Below are 21,750 nucleotides of genomic sequence, written 5' to 3' on the forward strand. Positions count from 1 at the left end.
GGCTCGGGCCGGCCCGAGCTTCGACGGCGTCGGGCGGGTCAGGCCGGCCCGAGCTCCGCCGCGACGGCGCCGCGCACCAGCGCATGGGCGCGCTCCAGCGTGGTGGTGCCGCTCAGCCAGCGCTCGCTCAACCCCTCGACCAGCGCGGAGAGCCGCTCGGCCGCCGCCTGCGGGTCGGCTCCCGGGGCGGCCGTGCCGGCGGCCTGGGCCCGGCGGATCAGATCGGCGAGGTCGTCGGTCCACTCGCGGGTCGCGTCGGCCAGCAACTCCCGCAAATCCGGGTCGAAGACGGCGGTCGCCCGCAGCTCACCCCAGGCCGCGCTGTTCTCCCTGACCTGGGGAACGTCCTGGAACTCCAGCAGCAGCATCTCGGTGAGCTGGGCGAGCGGGGCGTCGGAGGCGTCCAGGGCGGCGTCGGTGTAGCGGACCGCGCGCCGGTTGATGAACTCCAGCGTGCGCCGCAGCAGTCCGGCGCGGCCCTTGAAGTGGTAGTAGATCAGCGCGGTCGAGACGCCGGCCTCCGCGGAAACCTCCTCGACGCGCAGCCCGCGCACACCGCGCCGGGCGATCAGCCGGGCGGCGGCTTCGAGGATCTGGGTGGGGCGGTCCGGCATCGAAGGCTCCCGGGTACGAGAAATCCACTGTGGCTCGGGTCCGATCATGCCTTACGCTGAGTTTGACTAAAATTTCAGTCAGGAGGCTCATCGTGCAGATATCACGACGTCAGACCCTGCAAACAGCGGCCGCCGCCGCGCTCGGCGGCGCGCTGACCGCCTGCGGCAGCCAGGACGGCGCCCGGTCGGCACCCCGTACGGACCACGCGGTCACCGCGGCCGCGCGGACAGCCGGCCGTCGGCGGCTGCCCGAGGAGACCCATCCGCACGCCGCGACGTACATGGCCTGGCCCACCCGGCGGATCTGGGGGCCGGCCGCGGCCGGTGTCCGCGACGACATCGCCCGTATCGCACGGGCCATCGCCGAGTTCGAGCCGGTGACCCTGCTGGCCAACGAGCGGGACGTGCCGGCGGCCCGGCGGGCGTGCGGGTCCGGGGTGGAGGTGCTCCCGATCCCGGTGGACGACCTGTGGATGCGCGACAGCGGACCGGTCTTCGTCCTCGGACCCGACGGGGTCGCCGGCGTCGACCTCAACTTCAACGGCTGGGGCAACAAGCAGGAGCACGGCCGGGACCGGCATGTCGCCCGCGCGCTCCTCGACCATGCGGGCATCACCAGGATCAAGGCGCCGATCACCGCCGAGGGCGGAGCGCTGGAGACCGATGGCCGGGGCACCCTGCTGGCGACCGGGAGTTCCCTGGTCAACGACAACCGCAACCGCGGCAGGTCCCGCGCGGGCATCGAGCGGGCGCTCAAGGACCTGTTCGGCGTCACCAGGGTGATCTGGGTGAAGGGCGTCAAGGGCAAGGACATCACCGACTATCACATCGACGCGCTGGCCCGGTTCGCCGAACCGGGCGTCGTCGTCATGAGCACACCGGCCGCCGGCGCCCCGCGGACCGCCTTCACCGCCGCCTACGAACAGGCCCGCACGGTCATCGAGGGGTCCGTCGACGCCCGGGGGAAGCGGCTGGAGGTCGTCGAGCTGCCCGAGCCGTTGCACATCGGCCGCCACGGGGACGGGTTCCTGGCCTGCTATGTGAACTACTACGTGGCCAACGGCGCCGTCATCATGCCCTGTTACGGCGACAAGAAGGCCGACAGCAGGGCCGCGGCCACCGTCCGGGACCTCTACCCGGGGCGGAAGGTGGTCCAACTGCCGCTCGACCACCTCGGCGAGGGCGGCGGCGGTATCCACTGCGCCACCCAACAACTCCCCGAGGCCGGCTGAAGCCACCGCAGGGCCCGGCACCGACGGCGCCCCGACCGGCAGGGCTCCGCAGCTCGTGGACGGCTCCCGGAAGCGCTCCGGCCCGGTCAGCCATGCCGACCCGGTCAGCCATGCCGGTCCGGGTCAGCCATGCCGGTCCGGGGCGGCTCGGTCGGTCCGCCACCCCCACGCGGTGAGCATCCCGGGGGAGAGGGCGGCGCCCTCGGGCGAGGCCAGTTCGTGCCGGGCCCGCTCGATCTGTGCCTCGTCCACCCGCCCCGTCGCCAGCATGGCGTCCCGTGCCCGGTCCCAGGTGTCGGCCCAGAAGCGGCTGAGGGGACTACCCGGCACCAGCGGGGGAGCGTGCAACTCCGCGCCCACCCGGGACAGCCCCTCCTCCTTCAGGAGGTAGGGGTAGTCCGGCACCCAGGAGATGTCCGTGCCGATGGTCTCCCGGAGCGCCTGCCACATCGCGCGCATCACCATGGTGTACGGAGTGGCCGGCGCGTCCGCGCTCGTCAGGTCCGCGGCGTCGCTCAGCACCAGCACACCATCGGGCGCGACCAGGGACGCCAACGTGGCGACCATGCGGCGCCAGCAGCGCAGATGCATCAGTACGAACCGCGCATGGACCAGCTGGAAGCGGCCGGGATCGAAGTCCGGCGCGGTGATGTCGGCGGTCAGTGCCGACAGCCCCGGTGTGTCCCCGGCGGCGAGGAACCGGGTGTCGCGGTCCACCGCGAGGACCGACTCGACACCGGCCGACTCCAGCAGCCACCGGGCGAGGGTGCCGGTTCCCGCGCCGACGTCCAGGCAGTGCCAGCCGGGGCCGGCCCCGAGCGCCGTCAACCGGGCGGCGCTCACCTCGTCATAGGCGAGCGCCCCCAGATCGATGCGACCGGCCTCGCCGGTCTCCTCCGGGCGGAACAGGCCTTCGCCGTACCGCCCGGCCTCCGTACCCGGCACGTCCCCAGTATGACGGTGCCGGTCAGGGGTTTCCTGCTGTGGTGACCAGCTCCGGCGCCGACTCCGCGTCCGGCGGGTTGCGCCGCCGTCCCGGGGCGCGCCGCAGGATCAGCTGGAGGACGACCATCACCACGCCGGTCACCAGCGCGCTGTGCCACAGCAGCGCATCCAGCCGGCCCGCCGAGAGGTACGCCCCCGCGGCCACCGCCGCCAGCGCGCACACCGCCCGGTCCACGATGCTCTCCACCGACAGCAGCGTGGCCCGCGGTGCACCCGCCGGGATCGCGTCGTTGACCAGCTTGCGCTGGAGCGGATAGGCGAACCCGGTGACCGCGGCGAACACGCACAGCAGCGCCATCACGGTCCAGGGCCCGCCGAGGGTGCTGCCCGCGAGCGCCGCCGCCATCGCGAGGCTGAGCAGCGACACCCAGGCCACCGGCGACAGCCGCGAACCCAGCCACTGCGGACGGGCCGAGGCGACCGCCTCCGCGACGGTCATCGCGGCCAGCACCCCGCCGTGCGAGCTCTCCGGGATGCCGTGGTCCAGCAGTATCGGCTGGAAGAGATTGACCTGGCAGATACGGGAGAGCGTGAAGACGGCGACACCCTGGAGCATGAGCAGGCCGAGCCACGGGGTGGCCCACACACAGCGCAGCGCCTTGGTGGCATCGCGCAGGAAGGCGAGCCCGTCGCGCGGTGTCCCCTTGGCACGGGCCCGGCCGCCCGTACGCGCCGTGGCCTGCCGCGGCAGTACCACGGCGCAGACCAGCGACCCCGCCGCGCTCGCCGCACTGAGGACGTACGGCGCGGGATGCGCCAGGGCCATCAGCGGACCGACCAGCGGCCAGCACAGCACCTTCGCCGCCAGCCCCAGGGCCCGCGCCTGCCCCTCGGCCTTCAGATAGTGCTCCCCGGCACCCTCGGCCGCCAGGCCGTCGTACAGATAGGCGCTGGCGGCGCCGGAGGTCAGCGAGCGGCCGGCCGCGATCGCCAGGAAGTGCACCAGGAATCCGGTGTAGCTGGGGGAGAGGACCGGGGCCAGGTTCGCCGCGGTCATCACGACCGCACCGGCCCGCAGACAGTTGCGGGCCCCGATCCGGTCGGCCACCATCCCGGTCGGGATCTCGAAGAGGCAGAACGCGACGTAGTAGATGCTCTGGATGCCGAAGATCTGCCCGTCGCTCAGGCCCGCCTCGCGCTGGTAGGCGTAGAAGACCGGCATCCACCACAACAGGTTGAACAGCAGCTGGAAGCCGTTGTTGAGCCCGATGATCCGGCGGGCCCGCGGGGTCAGGGACGGACGGCCGGCCCGCGGCCCACGGGCACCGCGCAGACCGGTGAAGTAGCCGGTCACAGGGCGTAGGGGCGGATCTGGACCAGGCGGAAGTCCCCCTGATCGGTCATCAGCCACTCGATGTCCAGCGGATGGTCCACATCGGTGTCGCTGAAGTGGGACTGGAGCAGCCGTCCCGCCAGGGCCAGCTGTGCCAGCCGGTCCCGGGTGCCGTCGGGCAGGTCCCGGCCGGTCGAGCCCAGCGCGACGGTGCGGCCGCCGCCCTCGACCGTGTTGTACAGGTACTGCAGCGGCAGCGTCGTGCCGTCGACGACCGTCTCCGGCGAGCCGGGGGAGCAGTTGAGGTAGACGTTGCGGAAGTCCTCGCGCCGGGTCGGGTTGCAGGTCACCAGGACACCGCCGAGGTCCGCCGGCACGTACTGCTGGATGATCACGCCCATATAGGTGTCGTCGAGAGAGATGCCCGCCTGGTGGCGCAGCCGCACGCTGCGCGGCGACAGCAGCGAGGCCCACACCTGCCGTACCGCGTCGAGGAGTTCCTCCGCCCCGTGGACGGTGGTGATCGAGTCATAGACCCCGGCCGCGGAGAACCCGGGCAGGTCCTCGGCGTTGGAGGACGAGCGGACCACCAGCCGGCTGCCGGCGGCGGGACCGTCGGGCAGCGCCAGGGTGATCTGCCGGGTCACGTCCTCGGGCATGGGGGTGTTGCGGATGAGGTGCTGCAGATGCAGGCAGAGCGAGTCCAGCACATCGACGGCGTCGAGTTCGAGGGCCATCTTGAGCTTGCCAAGGCCCTGTTGCACGGCCGGCGAGGACGTCAGAAAGCGGTGCTGGAGGGCGAAGGGGAGGGCGATCCCCTGCGGTGCCGCGATCACCTGGCTCACGAAGTCGGCCGCCGCCGCCCGCAGTTCATCGTCCACGGTCGCCCCGGGGACGCCGAGGCGGGCCGCGAGGTGGCCGTAGAGGTGGGCGCGCGGCGGCCGCGGCTGCCCGTAGAAGGCGGTGAGGTCGGCGCTGCGGCTGTCGAGGACGTGATGGAGCTCGCCGAGGTTGGCGGCCTTGGTGCCGTACCGGTCGTGGTCGGCGCGGCGCAGCCGGTGCAGGGCCAGCGCGGGGACGTCCTCCAGGAGCGGCGGTTCCATCCGGATGCGCTGCTGGTGCCAGGTCGGGGCGTCCAGGGCCGGGGCGTGCGCCAGCGGGACGAGACTGATCTCGTCGTCCTGCACCCGGTAGCGGATCCAGGCCCCGTCCAGACCGTCCTTCTCGACGAGGCGGTCCAGGTCGCGGACGATCGCGTTGGGGATGCCCCAGCCGGAGGCCAGCACATTGGTGTGCGACAGCGGGGTACCTGGCGCGGTGTTCAGGAAGCCCGCCACCCGCGGGACGTCGTCCGGCAGACAGGGCATGGCCACGATGTCGGACCAGCCGAGGTCGCCGGCCACGGCCGCGTACTCCTCCGGGGTCCGGAAGTAGCGCAGCCGGCCGACGGCCTCGCCGGGGTTGAGCGGCGTACGGGTGCGGTTGCCGAAGAGCTCGTGCCCCAGGATCCGGGGCACCCGTACGTCGCTGATCGCGGCGAGTTCGTGCTCCTGCCCGTGGTTCGCCGGCTTCAGCAGCAGCGGCAGCCGGCCGTCCACCCGGTGGCGGACGAAGGTGTAGAACTCCTCCAGCAGCAGGCCGTTCATGGTGTCGGCCTCGGTCGTCTCCAGCACGAGGAACGGCCGATCCCGGCCCTCGGTGTCCTCGTCGGTGTGCAGGGAGAGCACGCCCAGCAGAAACCGTCGCTCCGGGTCCATGTAGACCGAGGCGTTGAAGGCGTCCAGCCCGGAGTCCAGGTCCGCCAGGTCCATCCCGAGCACCCGGGTGGCGATGTAGTTGACGTGGAAGGGGTGGACGGCGGTGTCGAGCAGATGCCAGGTGTTCTCGGTACGGTCCACCACGACCTTGAGGTAGGGGTGGCCGGCCAGGACGCCGGAGAGGGTGCGGAACAGCGGCAGCGAGAGGTTCTCACCGATGACGGTGCGGTCGGTGACGGGCCCCGGGGCGCCCGAGGGCAGGAGAGTGGTGGTCATGACTGCGCCTCCATGATGCCGTCCGTGGGCAGGACCTTCGGCAGGGCGTCCACCAGGGTCCGGAAGTCGCGGAGCACGGTCTCCGGGTCGGTGGCGGACAGCAGACACAGCGCCGCCATGGTGTTGGCGCCCGCGGCCGGGTCGTACACCGGCACCGGGGCCCCGTCCGGCAGCGAGTTCTCGGCGACCACGGACAGATGGCTGCCGACGCTCAGCGGCACGGCGTCCCGCACCGTCGGGAAGTCCCAGACCCGCTGGTCCGGCCAGGCCTCGCCGGCGCCGTCGACGGCCAGGACGACCAGCGAGCCGGCCGCGCCGCGCGCCTCCTGCGGGGTGCGGACCTCGGCGGGCCAGGAGACGGGACGCCCCAGGAGGTGGTCGGTGAGCATCCCGATGAGGTCCAGGCCGAAGACCTCCTCGATCTGCGGCACGGTCATCGCCCCGCCGAACCGGGCCGCGGTCTCGATCACCCACATCTGCCCGTCCGCCCCGAGCTTGATCTCGGTGTGCGTCCCGCAGGTGTGCAGCCCCAGCGCGTCGACGGCCTCGCGGGCCAGGTCCACGATGCGCCGCTGGGCGTCGTCCGGCAGCGCCGCGGGGGTGATCCCGGCGCGCTCGGTGAACGGCTCCACCGTCGGCATCCGCCCGCTGAGACAGACCGGGCGGAAGTCGCCGTCCACGACGACGCCCTCGACACTGACGTAGTCGCCCCAGCCCTCCTGGTCGAACCAGTCCGCCGCGGTGCCCGGCACGATCTCCTCGACGAGGAAGTCCGCTCCGGCACCGGCGACATGGAGCTCGGCATACCCCAACTGCGCCGATTCGGCCATCACTTCCCGTGCCCGCTCCCAGGCCGCCGGCACCTCGTCGGGCGCGCGCAGGGTGCGGTGCGCGGTGGAACCGGCGCTCCAGGCGGCCTTCAGCAGCAGCGGGAAGCGCAGCGCGCCGGCTGCGTCCTGCAGATCCCGCTCCGTGGCGACGGGCCGGAACCGGGGCTGGGATATGCCCCGCTCCTCCCAGGTACGCCGCATCATCCGCTTGTCGCGGGCCAGGGCACAGGAGGTGCCCGCCCCGGCGAGGCCGAGCTTCTCGCAGGCCTCGGCGACCGCGACGACCGCGTACTCGGAGAACGTGACGACCGCATCGGCGCCGACGGCCTGGGCCCGGGAGACGATCAGGGACACCAGATCGCGCCGCTCCGCTTCGGAGGGGCTCAGCAACGAGTCGCACAGCCGGTCCACGGACGCGGCCATGGTGGGCGGGAGCGCGCTGAGCGCCAGCAGGTGCACTGCCGACCGTGCGGCGACCCGTGACAGGGCATACCCCAAGGGCGGTCCACCCTTGGCATATACGAACAGCACCTTGCTCACTGGAATCCGACTCCTCTTCATCTGCATACGGGCAGGAACCATCGGCGACTGGAGGCGCCCGGACCACGTCGTCCGCACGCCGACTCCAAGCGAAGCAGCCGTGCGGGACCTGCTTCCCCGGATCGGGCCGCAACCGCTCAGGCAAACGCCAGAGTTGCGGATATGGTCGGTTCGCCGTGAAGGTTCCGTGATGCCGTAGGGCGGCCCATGTGGCACACCGTTGCCCGGCCGCCGCGAGATCGGCCGAGAACCAGGCATGCCACACAACGCCGAGGGATACGCATGGCGATGACGCGCCGTGCGAATCCGTTGAACTCTTCCTTGCAGAGGGGCCCGTCGTGGACGAGACCAGTCTGAAGTCGCTGCTCGAAAACCTGCCGGTGTCCTGGTGGGAAGCCGACCGCGAATTACGGGTGATCGACAGCGGCGGTGGGGCCTTCGACGACACCAGCACGGCCCAGCGCTTTCTCGACACCGTGCGCAAAGAGCTCCCCGAGCCCGCCGCACCCCCGGGAACAAGCCATTGGCAGGCCCAGTTCGACGGCCGCCTCTTCGATGTGAACTGGCCCCTCGGCGTGCCCCGGCAGGGCCGCTCCCGCGGGCTGGCGGTGGAGGTCGGTCCGCGTACGGCCGACCCCCGCCGCTACGACGCCTTCGCCGACCTCGCGCCCGCCGCGGCCTTCATCCGGGACGCGAACGGGCGCTACCTCTGGACCAACCACGCCTACGCCCATGTGTACGGCACCACCCCTGAACACATCATCGGCAGGTCCGTCACCGACGTCGACGGCCCCGACGACGCGGCGCAGGTCCTCGCCCTGGACCGGGAGGTGCTCGCCCGCGGCAAACCGGTGCGGCACACCCTCACCTACCACCGCTTCGACGGCGGCAGCGGGCACGCGGCGGGCCACCGCTTCCCCGTCCTGGAAGGCGGCCAGACCTGTGTCGCCGGCATCTACATCGACATCAGCGACTACACCCGCGCCCTGCACCAGCGCCGCGAGGCCGAGGAGAATCTGCATGCGCTGCGCGACCACAGCGGACTGCCCTGCGCCCTGATATCGGCGGGCGGACGCATCCGGCAGGCCAGCGCGGCGGCCGCCGAACTGCTGCAGACCCGGCTCTCGGACCTCGTCGGCCGCCGGGCACACACGGTGCTGGCGCCCGCCCCGGAATTAACCGGGCTGCGGCGCAGCTGGCACGACCTGATCGCGCGCCGCAGCCGACGGATCCAGACCTCCGCCCTGTTCGTGGACGCCCGTGGCCGCCAGCGCCGCGCCCGGCTGCATCTCACGTCGGTGGGCTGGAGCGCGGACCGGGCCAGAAGCGTCTGGGCGGTCGTCACCCACCAGGGCATCGCGCACGACGCCCGCCCTCCGCTGACGGCCACTCAGGTACGCCTGCTGTCCCTGCTGGCCGCCGGCCACAGCAACGCGGAGATCGCCACCTTCCTGCATCTCTCCCGGCAGACCGTCGACTACCACCTCAGCCGGCTGCGGGACCTGCTGGACGCCCCGACCCGACCCGCTCTCGTCGCGCGCGCCTATGTCCTGGGCATCCTCGCCCCGCAGACCTGGCCGCCCCGCTCGGCGACGGCCTGCCATCCGCACAGCGTCACCTGACGGGCGCACCGGGCGGCCGGAGGCGGTCCCCCGGATCCGCGCGGACAGCCGCGCGACGTGTTGGGCCACCCGGCTGATTGTGGGCTGCGGGCGTTTTGTTCCCGCGGGTTGAACGACGTTCCCAGGCGCCGACGGCAGCACGATACGTCTGGCACCGGACGGACGCGGAGGCGAGGAGCGACGTGAGAAGAATCGTGCAGGCAGGGACCATCGTCGGGGCATGCGGGCTGATGATGTTCGGTGGCGGGGCGGCGCACGCCGCGACCATCCCGGGTGACTCACTGCTCTCGGCCCTGGCGGACGCCGATCTCGGCACCGTCACCGGCACGGTCAACGGGGTGGTCTGCAACAACCGCCTCGGCCAGATCCACTTCAGGTCGCCGGTGTTCGCCTCGCCCCACGCCTGTGTCAACGGGCCCGTAAACAGCGGCAACAGCCTGCACAGCGGCAACTTCATCAACCACGGGAACCCGAACAACAGCGGCAATCTCTCCAACACCAACGGGTCCACCAACAGCGCCGACGCCGTCGCGGGCGCCGCGACGGGCAGCAACAACAACGTGCAGCGGGTCATCGGGAGCCTCGGCGGCCTCTTCCACCGCTGACCCGGATACGGCGCCGGCGGACCGTACCGTCCGGAGCGGCCGCACGCGCGCCCGGCGGTGTCCGCCGGGCGCGCGCCGTTGCGACGGCTGCCCCCACGAGCCCCGCAGGACGCGGAGACCGTGGGGGTTCAGCGTGCGGTCACAGCTTCTGTTCTCCGTCGCTGCCGAGGTGCTGCTGGTTGTTGCCGCTCTTCGTCGCCGTACCGGTCGTACCGCCCGTGTCGGAGTTGGTGTTGGCGTTGGTGTTGGTGGGGCTGCCGCTGTTGCTGACCGTGCCGTAGACATGCACGTTCTGCGCCTTTCTGGGGTTCCCGCTCAGCACCGGCCCGTTGATACAGAATCTGGCCCGGTGGCCGCAGTGGAACTTGGCGTCGAAGCGGGCGACGGTGTTGCTGTTGGAGACCCCGTCGCCGCCGGACCCGGCCCAGGCCGGAGCCCCGCCGGCGGCCAGGAGCAGACCGCAGGCTCCTGCGATCACGGTGTGGACGCGTGCCGTGTTCTTCACTGTGTGCTCCTGCACCTCATGGTTGGTACCCGGGGATCTTGCTATCCCGGATGCCCCGAACCACCAGGGCCGAGCAACCTCCGTCACCGGTATTCACCCTGTCCGATGAGAGGATTCACCGTGACGGCCCTCAGGGCCTGCCCGGAGGATCGGGACCGGAAGGGCCGGGGCGGCGTCACCACAGCGCCGGCCCCCGGCCCTTCCCCCTCCCCGGGCACCTCCAACTGACCTGCCACCGACAGCATCTGACGAACTGTCGGATCAGAAGGAGGAGGCTATGCGCGACCGGCGACCGCCGCCGCGAGGGCGAGGATCCGGCGGGCGTCCTCGACATGCAGGTTCTCGATCAGCCGGCCGTCGACGGTGACCACCCCGCGTCCCTCGCGGGTGGCCTCCTCGAACGCGTCGATGATCCGCTGCGCGCGGGTGACCTGCTCCGGCGACGGGGCGAACACCTGGTTGCACGGTGCGACCTGCGACGGGTGGATGAGCGTCTTCCCGTCGAAACCGAACTGCCGCCCCTGCACACACTCGGCCTCGAAGCCCTCGGCGTCCTTCACATCGTTGTAGACGCCGTCCAGGATCACCTTGCCGCTCTCCCGCGCCGCCAACAGTGCCAGCGACAGCCCGGTCAGCAGCGGAGCCCGGCCGGGGACGTGCTCGGCGTGCAGCTCCTTGGCCAGGTCGTTGGTGCCCATCACCAGGACGGTGAGCCGTTCGCTCGCGGCGGCCACCGCACGGGCGTCCAGCATCGCGCGCGGCGTCTCGACCATGGCCCAGATGGCCGTACGGTCCGGAGCACCGGCGGCCTCCAGTGCACGCTCGACGGCGCGCACGGTGTCGGCGGACTCCACCTTGGGCACGACCACCGCGTCCGGACCGGCCTCGGCGGCGGCCCACAGATCGTCGTCATGCCAGGCGGTGCCCGGTGCGTTGACCCGGATCGTCAGCTCGCGGAAGCCGTACTCCCCCGAGGCCGCGGCGGCCGCCACCCGCTTGCGGGCCTCGGCCTTCGCGTCGGGGGCGACGGCGTCCTCCAGGTCGAGGATGAGCGCATCGGCGGGGAGGGACTTGGCCTTCTCCAGGGCGCGTTCATTGGCACCGGGCATGTAGAGCACGGAGCGGCGCGGTCGCAGGATCGCGTCGGACATCGGTATTACTCCTCGTTCTGCCGGGACTCGGCCGCCGCGTAGGCGTCACGCAGTTCGGGGTCGCGGGCCGCGAGGGCCTCCGCGAGCTCGACGACCACCTGGCACTGCTTGTACGTCGCGTCGTCCTGCATCTTGCCGTCGATCATCACCGCGCCGGTGCCGTCGCCCATGGCCTCGATGACCTTGCGGGCCCAGGCGACATCGGCGGGTGCGGGCGAGAAGACCTTCTTGGCGATGCCGATCTGCACCGGGTGCAGGCTCCAGGCGCCGACACAGCCGAGCAGGAAGGCGTTGCGGAACTGGTCCTCGCAGGCCGTGGTGTCCTTGATGTCACCGAACGGACCGTAGTACGGCAGGATGCCGTGCGCCGCACAGGCGTCGACCATGCGCGCCAGGGTGTAGTGCCAAAGGTCCTGCTGGAAGGTGGCCCGCGGGGCGGCGCCGTCCGTACCGTGCGGGTCCTCGCGGACCAGATAGCCGGGGTGTCCGCCGCCCACCCGGGTGGTCTTCATCCGGCGGCTGGCGGCCAGGTCGGCGGGGCCGAGCGAAATGCCCTGCATCCGGGGGCTGGCGCCGGCGATCTCCTCGACATTGGCGACCCCGGTCGCGGTCTCCAGGATGGCGTGCACCAGGATCGGCCGCCGGACCTGCGCCTTCGCCTCCAGCTGGGCGAGCAGCCGGTCGACGTAGTGGATGTCCTCGGCGCCCTCCACCTTCGGCACCATGATGACGTCCAACTTGTCGCCGATCTCGGTGACCAGCGTCAGCAGGTCGTCCAGCGCCCACGGCGAGTCCAGGCTGTTGATCCGGGTCCACAGCTGGGTGTCGCCGAAGTCCGTGGCCTTGGCGATCTTCACCAGGCCCGACCGGGCCGCTTCCTTGCGGTCGGCGGCGACCGCGTCCTCCAGGTTGCCCAGCAGTACGTCCACGGTGGGCGCGATGGTCGGCACCTTCGCGGCCATCTTCTCGTTGCCCGGGTCGAAGAAGTGGATCATCCGGGACGGCCGGAACGGTACCTCGCGTACCGGTGTCGGCGCCCCGACGGCCAGCGGGCGGAAGAAATCCTTCGGAGAGCGCATGCAGTCTCCCTGGTCGGCTCACAGGACGGGGCCGCCACCGGGTGCCCGGCGGCGCCATTCGGGCCTCACTCTAGGCCCGCACGACGCCTACGCTACTGGCCAGTACGTGTGCCGTTGATCACCGTCGGCAATCGGGGCGCCGGGCGCGCCGGGGGCCGATTCGGGGCGTTCCAGGGCGGGTCGGGGTGTTCCGGGGCGGGTCGGGCGCGGGGTCTTCGTGCCGGACCCCGCCCGCCCCGGAAGGCTCAGGGCCCCACGCAGTCGACGAAGCGCACCCGGTCGCCCGAGCCGGCGATGAAGTCCTGCTGGGAGTGATTGCGCAGGCGGCACATGTCGTAGCGCGCCCGGGGACCCGCTCCGCCGGTGCCGTCCGGCTCGTAGGAGTGCTGCCCGGACAGCTGGCACGAGTCGTAGCGCACCAGTGGGCCCTGCCCGCCGATGCGGTAGCGATGGGGGCGGCTGTCCTGGGCGAAGGACTTGAAGGCGATCGCGGTGTCGTCGCAGTCGTTGAAGTGCACCGTTCCGCTGTCCCAGGCGCAGTCGATCACGACGGTGTCCGGGGTGCGCACCTCGAAGCGGATGTCCTCGGCATGGAAGCGCTGGACGGAATCGTGGTGCGGGCCGCGCGGGAAGCGGAAGAACGTGCTGGTGCGTCCGTAGTCGGGGGAGTGCTCGGGGCGGCTGCCGGTGACGATGTAGGAGCCGCCGCGGCAGGTGATGGAGCCGCCGTAGGGGAACTCCAGGAAGTTGCCCCAGGAGTACTCGACCTTCATGTCGTTGAACCAGTAGTTGAGGAACTGGTCCTGCTGCTTGCGGCTCAGCGAGTTCTGCGACAGCCCGGAGTACAGGAACGCCTTGCGGTACGCGCCGCCCACCCGGCAGGCGTCCCAGCGCATCTCCGAGTTGGTGTTGCTGCCGTCGAGCGCGACCCCGTAGGTCCACTCGCCGGTCCACTCGCATTCGGTGAAGCGGTAGTCCTGCGCCTGACCGGTCGAGTACGAGTAGAAGAACGAGGCGCCGGGGGTGCCGCAGGCGAAGCCGAGCTGCTCGAACATCACATTGGCCCAGCTGTCCTCGTTGCGGCACAGATAGGCGTCCTCGGCCCGTTGCGGCGCGAAGATCAGCTGAGTCATGCGCTTGCCGGCCCCGCGGAACCGTAAGCCGTTCGCCTTGAGCTTTCCCCGCTGGGCGTTGAGCAGCGCGTTGGGCGCCCGGATGAGGTAGGTGCCGGCCGGTATGTCGATCACCGTCCGTCCGATGTGGTCCCACACCCGGCCGGCCGCGTAGGAGTACGCACGGGCGAACGCCCGGCTGTCGTCGGTGCGTCCGTCACCCTTGGCGCCGCAGTCCGCCACCACATCGACGACGTCCCTGCCCTTGGGCTTGTGGCCGGTGACCACGGGAGCCTTGGCGTCGTCGGAGGTCTGCCGGCCGGCAGGCGGCGCCGCATCGCACCCGGAGAGGGCGCCGGCCAATGCGGCGGCCGTACCCGCCAGCAATGTCCGGCGGGTGGCGCCACCGGTTGACGGAGAGGTCCTGCCTGCCATGATGTTGCTCCTTCGGGGGTCCATTCACCAGGTGGGGGATATGAGCCAGTTCGGATATGCGATCAGACAGCTGTCTGCGGCCCAGAAATCCGCGAAGGGGGTGTCCCTGTACTCGCGCTATGTGAACCGGCCGGCCGGCCGGATACTGGCCGCCGCGGGCTACAGTATGAAACTGACGCCGAATCAAGTCACCATGATCAGCGGCGTTTTCACCTTCGTCGGCGTGGTCATGATTGCGATGCTGCGCCCCTCGCCCGCCGCGGCCCTCGGCATTTTCGCGGCGCTGGTCATCGGATTCGCGCTCGATTCCGCCGACGGACAGCTCGCCCGGCTGACCGGAACCGGAAGTGCCGCGGGGGAGTGGCTGGACCATGTGGTCGACTGTGCGAAGATGCTGGCCCTCCACATGGCCGTACTCCTCTCGTTCTACCGTTACTTCGGATTCTCCGACCCTCGGTATCTGTTCCTCCCCATCGCCTTCCAGTTCACCGCGGTGCTGGTCTTCTTCGGCGGCATTCTCACCGAACAGCTCAAGCGCGCCGAACGGCTCAGGAACCAAGCGGGCGGACCGGCACCCGCGGCACCCGCCTCCACGCTGCGCTCCGTCGCCCTGCTGCCGGTCGACTACGGCGTCTTCTGCGCGGTGTTCCTGCTGTTCGGCAGCCGGGACGTGTTCGTGGCGCTGTACTGCGCGCTGCTCGCCGCCCATGTGCTCTTCATGGCGGCGTTCCTGGTCAAGTGGTACCGCGAATTGTCCGCCCCCGGCCGCTGACGGACGGGGACGGACGACCCCTCGGGCGGCCCGCCTGCTGCGCCGGCCCGGACGATGCACCGGGCCGACGCGTCAGTCACGCGGAATCCGCGAGGCCGTCAAGTACCTTGCGCAACAGGGAACTTGACGTGTGTACGGTGTAGGGGAAATAGATCACATCGACCCCGACCGTCGCGAAGTCCCGTTCGAGCTTGTCGCCCTTGGCCGTGCCCCGCCAGTCGTCGCCCTTGAAAATGACGTCGAACCGCACCTGCTGCCAGGTCTCCAATTTGTCCGGCACCGTCTCGACGAACGCCGCGTCCACGAACCGGACACTGCGTACGATCTCCAGCCGCTCGGTGAGCGGAATAACCGGTGCCTTTCCCTTGGCCTGGGCCGCCATTTCGTCCGAGACCACACCGGCCACCAGATAGTCGCACTGGCTTTTGGCGTGCCGGAGAATGTTCAGGTGCCCGACGTGGAAAAGGTCGTAGACCCCGGGCGCATAACCTACTCGGTGTGTCATTTACCCCCCACTTCGCAGACGGTCAGTTGCTCGCCGTCACATAGACCGGGCCGTTGCGCCCCGAGACATTGGTGCCGTCGGTGACCTCGATCGAGTAACGGTGCCGAGCCCCCGGCTCCACGGTGTCCGTGTAGCTCATGTCGGGCCGGTTCCAGTACCGCGAGTCCTGGCTGACCGAGGTGAGATACACCCCGTCACGGTAGATCTTGTAGGTCAGGACGCCGTTGTCCCGGTCCCACGAGGCCTTCCACTTCAGCGTGATCTTCCCCCGGGACCCGCTGGCGCCGCTGAGCAGCGGCACCTGCGGCGCCCCCGTGTCCGGGCCGGCCGCGAACCGGGTCAGGCCCTGCTGCGGGGCATCGTTGACGGTGGTGAACTCGCCGCCCGCCCACAGGATGCCGTCCGCCATGGTCATCGTCCGCGGGCCGATCTGCTCGCCGATCCCGTCATTGGTGTCCGGGAACCACGGCAGGATCGTCTTGTCCGAGATCGACTGCGCCAGGAAGTGCTGGCGGTTGTTGATGTCGGGGAATCCGCCCGGGGTGTTGGAGCAGTCGTGCGCATGCGAGCCGCTGTAGAGGACGCCCTTGTACGGCAGCACGGTCTGGGTGGCACCCAGGCAGGTGTCCTTCCAGATCTGCGCGCCGTCCGACAGCCGGCCGGCGATCCGGCCGTCGAAGACCCCGCCGCCGGTGCCCTCGGCGCCCACATAGAAGTTGGTGCCGTCGTTGGCGAGCGCCTTGACCGCCGAGCGGTTGGGGATCCAGCCGGTGAAGGAGTCGACGACCCTGCCGGTGGTGGCATCGAGCCCGGCCAGCGCGTGCACGCCGAACAGGCTGCCGTTCACCGAGGTGAACCGGCCACCGATGATGACCTTGTTGAGCTTGGGCACGACCGTGAGGGCGTTGACCGCCGGCGTCGGGTCGTTGCCGACCGACGAACCGCGGATCGTGGCCTTGAACGGCAGCAGCGTGCCGTTCGGCCGCAGCGCGGCGACCCGTTCGCGGGTCTGCCCCTGGACCGTGCCGAACCCGCCGCCGATGTACACCGAGTCGGGAGTCACGTCGATGGCCCGTACGGTCGAGCTGACCGTCGGTTTCCAGTCCGCACCGATGGAGCAGTCGGCGGTGTTGAGGGTGGCCGTGTTGGACCGTCCCACCCCTCCGGCCTTCCCGAACGAGCCCCCGATGTAGATCATCGAGCCGTCGGGCGAGGCCTTCATGGCCCGGACCGTGCCCGTCCCGCCGGTGAACGCCGGGGCGCACGGCAGCGGGGCACCCGTCTTGGCGTCGAACGCCGCGAAGTTGGTACGGGCGAGATCATGGGTTCCCGGGGCGGCGCCCGGCGGCCGGATGTGGCTGAAGGTGCCGCCCACGTAGACGATCCCCTTGGCATAGGCCATGGACCACACGATGCCGTCGGTCTGCCAGGTGCTCAGCGGATCGGCGGTCAGGGTGGTCTCGCCGGTGGCCTGAGCGGGCCCGGCGGCAAGCGCGGCCGACGCGGTTCCCAGCAGCGCGGCGGCGAGCAAGAGATGGGCTGATTTGTTTCTTGGGCGCACAGGTCCCCCCTGGAAGCATGGCGCGATTGGAATTGTCAGGATAGGAAGTGGGGACCAGACGCGTTCTGTGCGGAAATGGTCCCGGTGTTCATCGCGAGTTTTCCGAACCGCGCTTGCGCAGCGCGCCGAAGAACTCTCCTACCCCCAGCGGCAAACGATAGCGCCAGACGGCCGCGCCGAAAGCCCCAATGGCTAAAACAATTCCCAAGAGGGCGCCGGGAACGCGGTCCCCGCAAAACGTCCGCAGGGCGAACGCCGGGAGCGCCACCGCAACAACGGTGATCACCGCGGCGCACACATACCCCCGGTCGACGGTGCGAAAGCCCAGCCGGTAGCGGGCCAGCAGCGCCGAGGCACCGTTGTCCACCACGATCGCCAGCCCCCAGGAAACCGCCGCCCCCAGCACCCCGTACCGCGGCACCAGCCATACACCGCTGCCCAGTTGGACCACGAACGCGGCGCCGGCGACCACCAGATTCCAGACACTCCGACCGGCCATCAGGATGACCGTCTGCGCATTGCCGACACCCACGTTGACCAGGCAGGCCACCGCCAGCGCCAGCAGCCCCGCCGCGCCGCCGGCGAAGCCCGGCCCGAACAGCGACAGCACGGTCCCCGGGAACGCCGCCAGGATCACGAACACCGGCCAGGAAAAGAGCGCGATCCAGCGGGTCGACAACCGGTGCAGCCGATGGGCTCCGTCCTCGTCGCCGCCCGCGAGCAGCCGGCTGATCTGGGGCGCCACCGCCAGCCGGATCGCCAGTTGGAGCAGCGTCCCGGCGGTGATCAGACGCCCGATCGCCGTATAGATACCGGCCTCGGTGCCGGTGCCCAGCACCGACAGCAGGATCACGCCGATCCACACCGCAGTGATGTCGAAGACCGAGGACACCGCACGCGGCCCGGCGAAGGACCAGAACTCCCGGGTCTGCGACGGTGGTTGGGCGGTGCCGGGATGCCTACGACGGGAGCGGCGCAGCGACACCCAGGCCGCCACCGCACCCAGCACCCCGGGCGCGAGCCAGGCCGCGGACAGTCCCGCCACGCTCGGTGCGAGCAGGACCAGCGGCACCGCCAGCAGGACCCGCAGCGCCGGTTTGCCGATCTGCTCCACACCCACGAACGGCACCACCGAGCCGTACCCCCGGGTGGCCCCGAGCAGCACCAGCGCCACCGTCGTCACCGGCAGGAAGACCGCGAACAGCCGTAGCAGCGCGGCTGCTTGACCCGGATCCAGATCGGGCAGCAGCCAGCCGGCCAGGCCGGGGGAGCACAGCAGCACCGCCGCCCCCGCGCTGCTCGCCAGCAGCGTCGGCCAGACCGCGGTCCGCAGCAGGGCCGGCACGCCGGCGCCCCCGCTGAGCTCCAGGTCCCGCGAGACGAAGCGGACCAGGGCGGTATCGGCCCCCAGCTTCAGTGCGTTGCTGAGGATGGTGAAGGCGGCGACACCTGTGAAGACGGCGCCGGCGCCGCGGGCCCCGAGCCCATGGGTGACGACGGCGACGAGAACGAACCCGAACAGGGCGTTCGCGGCCGAGCCCGCCAGGCCGAACAGGCTGCCGCGGGCCGTGGTGGCGACACTCCGTCCGGCGGCAGCGGTCCGCCCGGGGGCCGGTGGCGCCGGCGGGCCGACGGCCGTCACCTGTGGAGCGACGTGGTGTCGGCGTCGGTGGGCGCACCGGCGGCCGGCGCCGGGCCGGTGCGGGGCGGCGGGCCGGGCAGCGGCGGCGGGGGCACCACGCCGGCACGCGGACGGCTCCGGCCGCGTTTGCGATGGGTCGGCCCGCCGTCCGAGAGGCGGCGCAGCGACGGCCCGTGGCTGCCCTTGTCCAGGACGGCACCCAGGATGTGGCCGCCGGCTCCGGTGATCAGCTCCCACACCCGGTCCAGATCGTCCCGGCGGACCTCGTTGAGATCGCAGACCACCACCACGCCGGCCGCCTGCTTGGCGACGGCCAGTCCGTCCGCATGAGCGAGCAGCGGACCGGTGACGACCACGACGTTCTCATTCGGGCCGGACGGTGCATTCAGCAGCCGGGCGAACTCCGGAGCGGACAGCGCCCGGGCCGGGTTGGGCACCTCCCGGCCGGGCAGCAGGTCGAAGCGCCCGTCGACGCCCGCGTCCACCGCGAGCCGCTCGCCGTCCGCCCAGCTGCCCGGCACCGGCCGGCCGTGGCCCGGGCGCACCGGCAGCCGCCGGGCGAGGTCGGGGGTGCGCAGATCGGCCTCGACCAGCAGGATGTCGTTGCCGATCTCGGCGAACGCACCGGCCAGGTTGACCGCGACCGACACGGCATCGGCGTTCTCCCGGGGAGCGACGATCAGCAGGCTGCCCCGCCCGGCGAAGCGCTGGTCGTGCACCAGCCGGAAGGCGATGGTGCGGTAGGCCTCCGCGCGGTTGCCCCGGCCGGCCCGGCCGACCTCCAGTACGTCGGTGCCACCCTGCCGGCGCGGCAGGATGCCCAGCACCGGTGCCCGCAGATTGTCCTGCACATCCGCCACCGACCGGACCCGCGGCTCCAGCACCGACCGCACCCAGGCCGCCAGGATGCCCAGCACCAGACCGACCACCGCTCCGGTCAGCAGCATCATGGCCAGCCCGGGGCTCGACGGGAAGGCCGGCGGATCGCCCTTGCGGACGATGTCGCCGGGCGTGGTGTCCAGGGACTTCAGACTGGAGATCCGCCCCTGCAGATCCGCTATCTCCGACACCAGATTGCTGCGCTCGGACTCGTCGGTGGCCCGTCCCGCCCCGGCACCGGCATTCGCGATCCGCCGGTCCAGCACCTTGCGCTGATCCTGAAGGGGCTTCAGCTCGTCGCCGAGCTTGCTGACGGTCTTGTCTATCCGCTGGGACGCGGCGTCCTGCCGGTAGTCGAGATACGCCTGCACAAAGGCGTTGACGAATGCGGAGGCTCGGTCCGCGGAGTCCGCGTTGTACTCGAACATCAGGGTCTGTGTCTCGGGCGGATTGCTCACCCGCAGATCACGCTGGAGCGCCGCCGGATCGGAATGGATCCCCAGCGTCTTCGCCGCCTTGGCCGCGACCGAGGCGCTCTGCGCGATCTGCCGCTCGGTGCCCATGCTGATCTGCTTGTCCGCCGAGACACCGCCGGCCTCGAAGGGCGCCGTACTGATCGCATGCACCACGACCTCGCCGGTCGCCGTGTACGTCGAGCCGCCGAGCACGGACACGGCGGCCCCGCCGAGCATGCCCAGCACCAGCCCGAGCACCAGCAAAGCGCGATACCGGAAGAGCTGGCGCAACTGGTCACGGATCTGGTCCGGCTCCTCCGCGGGCTCGTCGAAGACGCTCACGTACGTGCTCCTCCTGTGCTGAGGGACAAGGCGTCGCGCTGCGCCCCGGGCGCGGGTGCGCTCGCGGACGGCGGCAGGGCTCGCCGTCCCGCCTTACGGGTGATCAGAATCGGGATGCACACCAGCAGCGCCAGCGGCCCCACGATGGCCATCAGACTGCCGCGCAGCAACACCAGCTGGTAGAAGCCGAACGCCGGGACCAGCAGCGCCGCGAGGGTGCCGCGGCGGCGTCGCAGCCGGTGCCGGAGGTCGTCGATGCGCCGTCCCACCGCGCCGATCAGACCGAAGACGGCGATGACCGACGGGAAGCCCGCCCACATGTACGTCTCGATCCACAGCGGCGCGGAGAGGTTCTGGAAGGTGTAGCCCGCGTGCCGGGCGAGCAGGATGCCCGCGTCGTCGGGCTTGCCGGGCCACGCGGCGCGCGGCACGAAGAACAGCGGGGGGCCCAGCGCCGCCATCGGGGTGAAGCCGTGCGTACGGACGTAGTCCACCCCCGTTTCGATCTGCTGGAAGGCGTCGTAGTCGCCGTTGGAAGTGAACTGCTCGGCGAGCGAGACCACTTTGACCGGCTCCCGCTTGTCGTAGCGGAAGTAGTCGCTGTATGGGAAGACCACCAGCACCACGGCCGCCACGGCCGCCGCGCCGAGGCGGAAGGCCCGCGGCCCGCGCAGCCAGGACGCGCTGAAGACCAGCGCCAGCAGCACCGTCCCGGCCCAGAAACGCGGCTGGCTGATGGGGTTGTTGACGGTGGCGTTCAACGCGATCAGCAGGGGCAGCAGCAGCCACCGTAATCCGCGCAGCGTGCGGTCGCCCGCGGTGAACCGCGGGACGTGCACCAGCGCCACCAGCGCCCAGAACGCCGGCACCGACAGCGCCCAGGCCGCCATCGCCCGGTCCGCCGTCCCGGCCGGTTCCGCCGCTGCCGCCGCCTCGTTGGCGGCCTGCCGGCTCAGGAAGAACGCCGACAGACCGCCCTGACCGGGGATCAGCACGACGGCCAGCAGCAGCGCCAGACCGCACAGCAGCAGCACCCGCGCCGGCGACAGCCGCCGGGCGAGCAGCGGTTCGAGGACCGTGGAGCCGCGCGACGCCCGCCACGACGCCACCGCGGAACCGGCGCTGTAGGCGAGCAGACCCGACTCCACCACGAGCGTGGTCACGAACGCGGACTGCGCATCGACCATGAACCCCCGCGGATACGCGTCCGTCGCGAGCATGGCCAACGGCGCGAGCCCCAGCCACACATACGCGAAGAGCCAGAACCCGAAGCCGATCACCCGGGCCCGGACATCCGTCAGCACCCTGGCCAGCGCCGCACCCGTGTGCACCACCACCACGCACTGCACCGCGAGCGCGGCGCCGAACCGGGCGTCCAGCGACTGCAGGATCAGCACCGGAAGCAGCACCACCAACAGCAGCGCCCAGCAGCCGAGCGCGGCGATGCCGCGTACCGGCCGCGCGGTGCCCCGCTTCCCGGGCATCATCGGCCCACCTCCCCCCAACTCCCCACCAGCGACCACAATCTAAGCGACTTCGGAAAGCAAGGTCGTCTTCG

At 71.1% G+C, this 21,750-nt stretch carries 18 protein-coding genes; 4 read left to right on the forward strand and 14 right to left on the reverse strand.

Going from position 1 to position 21,750, the window contains the following annotated elements:
* Positions 1-38: 38 nt before the first annotated feature.
* The gene (locus BKA18_RS35475) at positions 39-614 is read right to left on the reverse strand and encodes a TetR/AcrR family transcriptional regulator (protein WP_366044997.1); all 576 of its coding nucleotides are present in this window, start codon (positions 612-614) and stop codon (positions 39-41) included.
* A 92-nt stretch (positions 615-706) separates the two neighbouring features.
* Between BKA18_RS35475 and BKA18_RS35480 the strand changes: the two genes are divergently transcribed.
* Positions 707-1,846 carry an agmatine deiminase family protein gene (locus tag BKA18_RS35480; protein ID WP_366044998.1) on the forward strand — a complete coding sequence of 380 codons (1,140 nt, stop codon included), beginning with the start codon at positions 707-709 and terminating at the stop codon, positions 1,844-1,846.
* A gap of 123 nt (positions 1,847-1,969) precedes the next feature.
* Here BKA18_RS35480 and BKA18_RS35485 read toward each other — a convergent pair whose 3' ends face one another.
* Genes BKA18_RS35485 through BKA18_RS35500 form a run of 4 tightly spaced genes read right to left on the reverse strand, consistent with a single transcriptional unit; the run spans position 1,970 to position 7,527 of the window.
* Positions 1,970-2,791, reverse strand: coding sequence for a class I SAM-dependent methyltransferase (locus BKA18_RS35485; protein ID WP_366044999.1), 822 nt, complete (start codon positions 2,789-2,791; stop codon positions 1,970-1,972).
* Between the two features lie 22 nt (positions 2,792-2,813).
* Positions 2,814-4,145: an MFS transporter gene (locus BKA18_RS35490; RefSeq protein WP_366045000.1), complete on the reverse strand. Its 1,332-nt coding sequence runs from the start codon at positions 4,143-4,145 to the stop codon at positions 2,814-2,816.
* A complete protein-coding gene (locus BKA18_RS35495) occupies positions 4,142-6,157 on the reverse strand; it encodes a PEP/pyruvate-binding domain-containing protein (RefSeq protein WP_366045001.1) in 2,016 nt (671 codons plus the stop codon). Before BKA18_RS35495 ends, BKA18_RS35490 begins: the two co-directional genes overlap by 4 nt.
* The gene (locus BKA18_RS35500) at positions 6,154-7,527 is read right to left on the reverse strand and encodes an ATP-grasp domain-containing protein (protein WP_006607917.1); all 1,374 of its coding nucleotides are present in this window, start codon (positions 7,525-7,527) and stop codon (positions 6,154-6,156) included. The genes BKA18_RS35495 and BKA18_RS35500 overlap by 4 nt, the downstream gene beginning before the upstream one ends.
* Positions 7,528-7,865: 338 nt before the next feature.
* Here BKA18_RS35500 and BKA18_RS35505 point away from each other — a divergent pair, with 338 nt between their 5' ends.
* Positions 7,866-9,149, forward strand: coding sequence for a PAS domain-containing protein (locus tag BKA18_RS35505; RefSeq protein WP_366045002.1), 1,284 nt, complete (start codon positions 7,866-7,868; stop codon positions 9,147-9,149).
* Positions 9,150-9,343: 194 nt separating this feature from the next.
* Positions 9,344-9,754, forward strand: coding sequence for a hypothetical protein (locus BKA18_RS35510; RefSeq protein ID WP_366045110.1), 411 nt, complete (start codon positions 9,344-9,346; stop codon positions 9,752-9,754).
* A gap of 139 nt (positions 9,755-9,893) precedes the next feature.
* On the opposite strand, the gene BKA18_RS35515 is transcribed toward BKA18_RS35510, so the two are convergent.
* The 4 genes from BKA18_RS35515 to BKA18_RS35530 form a co-directional block, all read right to left on the reverse strand.
* A complete protein-coding gene (locus tag BKA18_RS35515; RefSeq protein ID WP_366045003.1) occupies positions 9,894-10,274 on the reverse strand; it encodes a hypothetical protein in 381 nt (126 codons plus the stop codon).
* A gap of 260 nt (positions 10,275-10,534) precedes the next feature.
* The gene (locus BKA18_RS35520) at positions 10,535-11,410 is read right to left on the reverse strand and encodes an HpcH/HpaI aldolase/citrate lyase family protein (RefSeq protein ID WP_366045004.1); all 876 of its coding nucleotides are present in this window, start codon (positions 11,408-11,410) and stop codon (positions 10,535-10,537) included.
* Between the two features lie 5 nt (positions 11,411-11,415).
* On the reverse strand, positions 11,416-12,489 hold the full coding sequence (locus tag BKA18_RS35525) for an HpcH/HpaI aldolase/citrate lyase family protein (RefSeq protein WP_366045005.1): 1,074 nt from the start codon (positions 12,487-12,489) through the stop codon (positions 11,416-11,418).
* Between the two features lie 245 nt (positions 12,490-12,734).
* A complete protein-coding gene (locus BKA18_RS35530) occupies positions 12,735-14,036 on the reverse strand; it encodes a glycosyl hydrolase family 28-related protein (RefSeq protein ID WP_366045006.1) in 1,302 nt (433 codons plus the stop codon).
* Positions 14,037-14,076: 40 nt separating this feature from the next.
* Between BKA18_RS35530 and BKA18_RS35535 the strand changes: the two genes are divergently transcribed.
* Positions 14,077-14,808: a CDP-alcohol phosphatidyltransferase family protein gene (locus BKA18_RS35535; protein WP_366045007.1), complete on the forward strand. Its 732-nt coding sequence runs from the start codon at positions 14,077-14,079 to the stop codon at positions 14,806-14,808.
* 76 nt (positions 14,809-14,884) lie between these two features.
* Here the strand turns inward: BKA18_RS35535 and BKA18_RS35540 are convergent, their stop codons facing one another.
* The 5 genes from BKA18_RS35540 to BKA18_RS35560 form a co-directional block, all read right to left on the reverse strand.
* The gene (locus BKA18_RS35540) at positions 14,885-15,313 is read right to left on the reverse strand and encodes an FAD synthase family protein (protein WP_040901940.1); all 429 of its coding nucleotides are present in this window, start codon (positions 15,311-15,313) and stop codon (positions 14,885-14,887) included.
* A 22-nt stretch (positions 15,314-15,335) separates the two neighbouring features.
* Positions 15,336-16,874 (reverse strand): fibronectin type III domain-containing protein, encoded by a 1,539-nt coding sequence (locus BKA18_RS35545; RefSeq protein WP_366045008.1) that lies wholly within the window; start codon positions 16,872-16,874, stop codon positions 15,336-15,338.
* A gap of 88 nt (positions 16,875-16,962) precedes the next feature.
* Positions 16,963-18,516, reverse strand: coding sequence for an oligosaccharide flippase family protein (locus tag BKA18_RS35550; RefSeq protein ID WP_366045009.1), 1,554 nt, complete (start codon positions 18,514-18,516; stop codon positions 16,963-16,965).
* Complete coding sequence (locus BKA18_RS35555; protein ID WP_366045010.1) at positions 18,513-20,192, reverse strand: polysaccharide biosynthesis tyrosine autokinase; 1,680 nt, start codon at positions 20,190-20,192, stop codon at positions 18,513-18,515. Before BKA18_RS35555 ends, BKA18_RS35550 begins: the two co-directional genes overlap by 4 nt.
* Positions 20,189-21,679 carry a hypothetical protein gene (locus BKA18_RS35560; RefSeq protein WP_366045011.1) on the reverse strand — a complete coding sequence of 497 codons (1,491 nt, stop codon included), beginning with the start codon at positions 21,677-21,679 and terminating at the stop codon, positions 20,189-20,191. Before BKA18_RS35560 ends, BKA18_RS35555 begins: the two co-directional genes overlap by 4 nt.
* Between the last annotated feature and the right edge of the window lie 71 nt (positions 21,680-21,750).

Source organism: Streptomyces auratus (assembly GCF_050433025.1).
GTDB lineage: Bacteria > Actinomycetota > Actinomycetes > Streptomycetales > Streptomycetaceae > Streptomyces > Streptomyces sioyaensis.

Excerpts from the sequence above, each read along its gene's own strand:
- BKA18_RS35475 (WP_366044997.1), bottom strand. The coding sequence starts at position 614 with ATGCCGGACCGCCCCACCCAGATCCTCGAAGCCGCCGCCCGGCTGATC.
- BKA18_RS35495 (WP_366045001.1), bottom strand. The coding sequence starts at position 6,157 with ATGACCACCACTCTCCTGCCCTCGGGCGCCCCGGGGCCCGTCACCGAC.
- BKA18_RS35520 (WP_366045004.1), bottom strand. The coding sequence starts at position 11,410 with ATGTCCGACGCGATCCTGCGACCGCGCCGCTCCGTGCTCTACATGCCC.
- BKA18_RS35525 (WP_366045005.1), bottom strand. The coding sequence starts at position 12,489 with ATGCGCTCTCCGAAGGATTTCTTCCGCCCGCTGGCCGTCGGGGCGCCG.
- BKA18_RS35530 (WP_366045006.1), bottom strand. The coding sequence starts at position 14,036 with ATGGCAGGCAGGACCTCTCCGTCAACCGGTGGCGCCACCCGCCGGACA.
- BKA18_RS35535 (WP_366045007.1), top strand. The coding sequence starts at position 14,077 with ATGAGCCAGTTCGGATATGCGATCAGACAGCTGTCTGCGGCCCAGAAA.
- BKA18_RS35540 (WP_040901940.1), bottom strand. The coding sequence starts at position 15,313 with ATGACACACCGAGTAGGTTATGCGCCCGGGGTCTACGACCTTTTCCAC.
- BKA18_RS35560 (WP_366045011.1), bottom strand. The coding sequence starts at position 21,679 with ATGATGCCCGGGAAGCGGGGCACCGCGCGGCCGGTACGCGGCATCGCC.